Raw genomic sequence first — 4,254 nt, 5'->3', positions numbered from 1 at the left:
ACCATTGGGGGTCGAAGGGGTCTAAACCCTATAGAGGCGACAGGAATGAGGTTAGAGGTAAGAAGATCAAGGTCTTCCCGCTCTTCCAACCTCTTCCCTCTGGCCTCTTACATCCCCTCTGACCAAGAACCTGGACGCGCAGCGTCGGATGAACGTCTCATTCAGGGGCGTTTTGGTTCAGCTCAACAGGATAGACGAAAAGGAATCAGAGAAAGATATTCAGAAGCTTTTTCTTCTTTTCAAGAATGGGTTCTCGTGCATTCGTAGATAAGACTCGAGTTTGCCAGGTGGGATGATCTACATCTGACCTGCCGAATTGAGCTTTCACCGCAGTTTTATCGTGCCGTACCTGGATAGCCATTCGACGGCGTCCCTTAACGATTCCGAGACCTTTCTGGGATTGTGGCCCAATAGTTTCGTAGCTTTTTTGTGAGAATATTTGTAGTTTCTGGTGAGTGTGTGTACTGTATAAGGAGTGAAACAGGCTTTGGTCTTCGAGATCATGTAATACAGTGTGCTCAGGGCCGAAAGGACGTAAGCGCTAGTACTTTTCAAGAAGGTGTAGGTTTTCTTTCTACCGGTTATACGGTGCAGCATGTCCGTAAGCTCCTGTATCGTTACGCGCTCTCCGCCGAGAATGTAGACTTCGCCAGGCTTTGCCACTTTCGAAGCTGCGATCTCCGAACTCACCACATCGCGGACATCGACGAAGTCGAAAGAGCCATCGATCCCGACTCTCAACTTACCGCTTGCGAAGAGCCTTATCATGTTTCCCATTTCGGAAAGCTTGTAGTCGAAAGGTCCTATGATTCCCGTAGGGCAGAGCACGACTGCGTCCAGACCTTCCCTGGCTGCAGTTAGTACGCTCAGCACGGCCTCGGCCTTGGATTTCCCGTAGACCCCGCTAGTGCGGGCCGGATTGAACGGCACGTTTTCATCTATCATGCTTCCCGGTTCCAGCTCGGTGAAGGCGTGAATAGAGCTTGTATAGACCATCCTTCCCACCCGCTGAACCTTGCACGCGTGAATCACGTTTTCCGTGCCGCCTACGTTGACGCTTCTCACCTTTTTCTTCATGTTGGGCATTATGGATATGAGCGCTGCAAGATGATAGACTGTGTCGATTCCTTCACAGGCTCTGACCACAAACTCCCTGTCGCGTATATCGCCGTGGAGTATCTCCACTCTCTCCTGCTCGATCATCGAGGTATCTTCTCCAGGAAGGGCAACTGCCCTCACGGTTTCGCCTTTGATGACAAGCTCTCTGACGAGAACGTTACCAACGTGCCCGGTAGAACCGGTTACAAGTATCATGACTTTTCAGCTTTGCCTCCCTTCATCGGAATCCACGAGTTTTTCGTCTATAACGATCCGGGTTATTCTTTCGAACCCTTCGGTGATTATCGCAAGGTCTTCGGAACCAACTTTCTTTATGAACGTGGAGATCAACTTGGAAAAGTTCGCCAAAAAGCTTTCAAAGAAAGCCTTGCCACGCTCGGTTAGTGTAATCATTATCACCCGTCTATCTTCTTCAGAACGGACACGGGCAAGATAGCCCTTGTTCTCCATATCGTCCACAAGAACGGTGATATTGCTCTTTGTCATCGAGTACTCCTTCGCAAGTGAGGACATGCTCCGGGGCCCTTTGAGCGCAACAAACAAAAGGATATAGAGCTCGATTGTCTTCATCTCTTCGGCCTCTATGGTGAAAGAAAAGAACTTTGTGAAGTTCCTGACAAGATCGAACACAGACTCAAGTATCTTTTCAGGACTTATTCCCTCGCCTTCCACATTCATCGTGCACCTCCTATGAAGTAATTATAACAGTCTAAGAAATTAATTGTTTAGATATTTTACTATACATAAACATAACTTTCAAAGAAATCATAGTACAATTCTGTAAAGGGGGCAATCCATATGATTAGCCGAAGGATTTCTATCCTTATAATAACTCTGTTTGCCATCATCACGATAGTAATGGGGCTCTTCATTCTAAGAGTTGAAATAAACGTTTCAAGCGAATTTCTTCTACCAGAGAAATCTCCTTCGAGAGAAAACATGAGAATGATGGAGAATCTTTTCGGAAGTGAAAAGCAGATTATCATTGTAGTTAAGACAGACGGTCTCTTCAAGGAAGACAATTCACTAATGATTTATGATTTCCTGCAAAAGCTCTCTACGATCGAGGGAGTGGTGGGTTACAACTCCTATCAGGATGCGGCAAAGGTTAGTTTGATTGGTGGGACAAACGTCCAACCTTATTTCGAGAAAGGGATCCCCAAGGATAACGCTCGCGAGATTCTGCAGAACCCGCTCTATCTCGACAACCTTCTAGACGAGAATGGAGAGGTCGCGCTCATTCCGATAAATGTAACCGAGAGCGTAGATGTCAAAACGATCCTGAAAGTTGCAGGCGAGTCGCTGGAGGGCATGGAGTTCTACGCCAGCGGAGAGCCGATTATCGATGAAGAGCTCTACGGTTCAATACTGTCGCTTTTGGTTGTATATCCCCCAATTCTCTTCGGCCTAATCTGCTTCATCTACTTCCTGAGGCTCGGAAGCATTCGGGCAGCAGTCATCCCTTCGATTCTATCAATCATCGCGGCTGTCTGGGCCTACGGCTTTGGCGTGATGATAGGCTTGGATATCAACATTCTCACCTCAACGGTGGGTCTTTTCATAGTTATAATCTCCTCGTCTTATGGGCTCCATTTCATAGATCGATACATCACTAACAGAAAGTTTCTGGATAGAAATCTCGCGTTGAAGCGAACAGTACATGAGGAGCTTATTCCCGTCTTCCTATCGGCGCTTACGACAGCAGTCGGCTTTCTAACATTCTTGGTGAGCAGTCTGGAGGCCTTCAGGCAACTGGGAATAATGGTCTCTATCGGTATTATGATGAGTTCGGCGCTCGTTCTCATAGCTCTTCCTGCCGCTCTCTATTTCATCGACCTCCCTGCGGTGAATAGAAGACTGAGGTTCAAGGGTCCGACAGGAGAGAAGGCAAAGAAGATTGAAATGGTTGCACTTATAGGTATAATTGCTTTCGCAGTCGTTTCGCCATTTCTGATTTCCAAAATCGAGCGGAACTTCGACCAGTTCGACTATTTCGAGAAGAGTTCCTCAATCGTGAAATCAGCCGAAACCATAAGAGATGAGTTCGGCTGGAACATGCCTTTTTACGTCATTCTTGACAAGAACAGTCTCTACACAGGCGCAGATGCACAAATCATTTCGAACCTCATTTCCGACATTAACAAGCTCGAAGAAGTCAGGGGCGTTTCATCCATAATGGATGTTTCCAGTGCTTTCGGAATCCCCCTTCCAATTCTCCAGATAGCTGCTCGCAACGGCGATCTGCCCGTGCAGCAATATATGGTCGGCAATTCGCTGCGCTTACTCGTCAAGACTCCAAATACCGACGCAGTAAGCTCCCAGCGTCTCGAAGATGACTTGAAGGAAATTCTAGAGGATTATCAGCAGTATAGTCCTTACGTTGCTTCGCCGCTGTTGATAATCTCCGGGGTTAACAACGAAATACTGCGCAGTCAGGTAAGCACAATCTTATGGGCTCTAGTAGTCATCACCTTGCTCCTCATAGTCGTTTTCAGGTCATTCAAACTGGCTCTAGTGTCTGTTCTTCCGATCGCCTTGTCTGTACTCTTCAACTTCTCTTATATGGCGATACTGGGCATAAAGCTGGAAATCTCTACTGCTATCGTTTCCGGGGTCCTTCTCGGAATGACAATAGACTACGCGATTCACCTGATCAACAGATTCATAGAGACCAAAGATATCTACAGGGCAAGACAAGAGGTCACACCGGCGATACTTTCTAATACAATAGCTCTGGCTGCAGGCTTTTCATCGCTGATATTCGCGCCTTTGAAGTTGTTCTCAGGACTTGGGTTGCTTCTCGCCATAGGAATGGTCACCGGCGCCATACTCACTCTCACAATCATTCCGAAAATCGTCTCCAAATGGAAGATGTCTACGCATTGATTCTTCTTCATAAAATAGCGAGATGAAAGACAGACTGATGACGCAAGCGCCGGTAGCGTAGCGGGTCCGAGGTTCCGGTGTGCCAAGATACGCTGAACGCTGCTCAAAACAACGTTGTCCGTCAACGGTCCACTGCCCACCGGAAAGAAGCAGTTCCAAGTTCCACGTTGTCAGTTGCAAGCAGAAGAAATAGTTGTCCGTTGTTGGTTATTGGTGACCCGTCATTCATCAAGACCCACAGCCCAGATT

Annotated in this window: 3 protein-coding genes; 1 reads left to right on the top strand and 2 read right to left on the bottom strand. The window is 47.3% G+C overall.

Going from position 1 to position 4,254, the window contains the following annotated elements:
* Positions 1-324: 324 nt before the first annotated feature.
* Both B3N33_RS12470 and B3N33_RS12465 read right to left on the bottom strand, forming a co-directional pair.
* The gene (locus B3N33_RS12470; RefSeq protein ID WP_214061401.1) at positions 325-1,314 is read right to left on the bottom strand and encodes an SDR family oxidoreductase; all 990 of its coding nucleotides are present in this window, start codon (positions 1,312-1,314) and stop codon (positions 325-327) included.
* A gap of 6 nt (positions 1,315-1,320) precedes the next feature.
* Positions 1,321-1,797: a MarR family winged helix-turn-helix transcriptional regulator gene (locus B3N33_RS12465; protein WP_214078289.1), complete on the bottom strand. Its 477-nt coding sequence runs from the start codon at positions 1,795-1,797 to the stop codon at positions 1,321-1,323.
* A gap of 120 nt (positions 1,798-1,917) precedes the next feature.
* Here B3N33_RS12465 and B3N33_RS12460 point away from each other — a divergent pair, with 120 nt between their 5' ends.
* A complete protein-coding gene (locus B3N33_RS12460; RefSeq protein WP_292593514.1) occupies positions 1,918-4,005 on the top strand; it encodes an efflux RND transporter permease subunit in 2,088 nt (695 codons plus the stop codon).
* Positions 4,006-4,254: the final 249 nt, after the last annotated feature.

Origin of the sequence: Mesotoga sp. UBA5825, assembly GCF_002432955.1 — a bacterium.
Classification (GTDB): domain Bacteria; phylum Thermotogota; class Thermotogae; order Petrotogales; family Kosmotogaceae; genus Mesotoga.
Note: the sequence above shows the minus strand (reverse complement) of the source record. Positions and strands in the feature narration are given on the sequence as shown.

What these genes read in the sequence shown, in the direction of transcription:
- B3N33_RS12470 (WP_214061401.1), bottom strand. Translation starts at nt 1,314, where the DNA reads ATGATACTTGTAACCGGTTCTACCGGGCACGTTGGTAACGTTCTCGTC.
- B3N33_RS12465 (WP_214078289.1), bottom strand. Translation starts at nt 1,797, where the DNA reads ATGAATGTGGAAGGCGAGGGAATAAGTCCTGAAAAGATACTTGAGTCT.
- B3N33_RS12460 (WP_292593514.1), top strand. Translation starts at nt 1,918, where the DNA reads ATGATTAGCCGAAGGATTTCTATCCTTATAATAACTCTGTTTGCCATC.